Raw genomic sequence first — 526 nt, forward strand, 5'->3', positions numbered from 1 at the left:
GGGGGTGGTGTCGGGTTCGGTGGTGCGTGGTCGGTTGGGGGTGTTGTTCGCTGGTCAGGGGTGTCAGCGGGTGGGGATGGGGCGTGGGTTGTACGAGGTGTTCCCGGTCTTTCGGGATGCTTTTGATGCGGTGTGTGTGGCGCTGGATCGGGAGCTGAATGCCGGGGGTGTGTCGGGTTCGGTGCGGGAGGTGGTGTTCGGGGGCGGGGAGTTGTTGGAGCGGACGGTGTTTGCTCAGGCGGGGTTGTTCGCGTTGGAGTCGGCGTTGTTCCGGTTGGTGGAGTCGTGGGGTGTGGTGCCGGATGTGGTGGGTGGGCATTCGGTGGGTGAGGTGACGGCGGCGTATGTGGCGGGTGTGTTGTCGTTGGAGGATGCGGCGGTGTTGGTGGCGGCGCGGGGTCGGTTGATGGAGGCGTTGCCGGAGGGTGGTGCGATGGTGGCGGTGGGTGCGGGTGAGGAGCAGGTGCGTCCGTTGCTGGTGGCGGGGGTGGATGTCGCGGCGGTGAACGGTCCTGCGGCGGTGGTG

General features: G+C 67.5%; 1 protein-coding gene. It reads left to right on the forward strand.

Translation table 11 applies throughout. The features are described 5' to 3' along the window. A partial coding sequence (locus ABD329_RS48060) for an acyltransferase domain-containing protein (protein ID WP_344318337.1) occupies window positions 1–526 on the forward strand: 526 nt, incomplete at both ends.

This window comes from Streptomyces javensis, assembly GCF_039525925.1.
GTDB classification, from domain to species: Bacteria; Actinomycetota; Actinomycetes; order Streptomycetales; family Streptomycetaceae; genus Streptomyces; species Streptomyces asiaticus.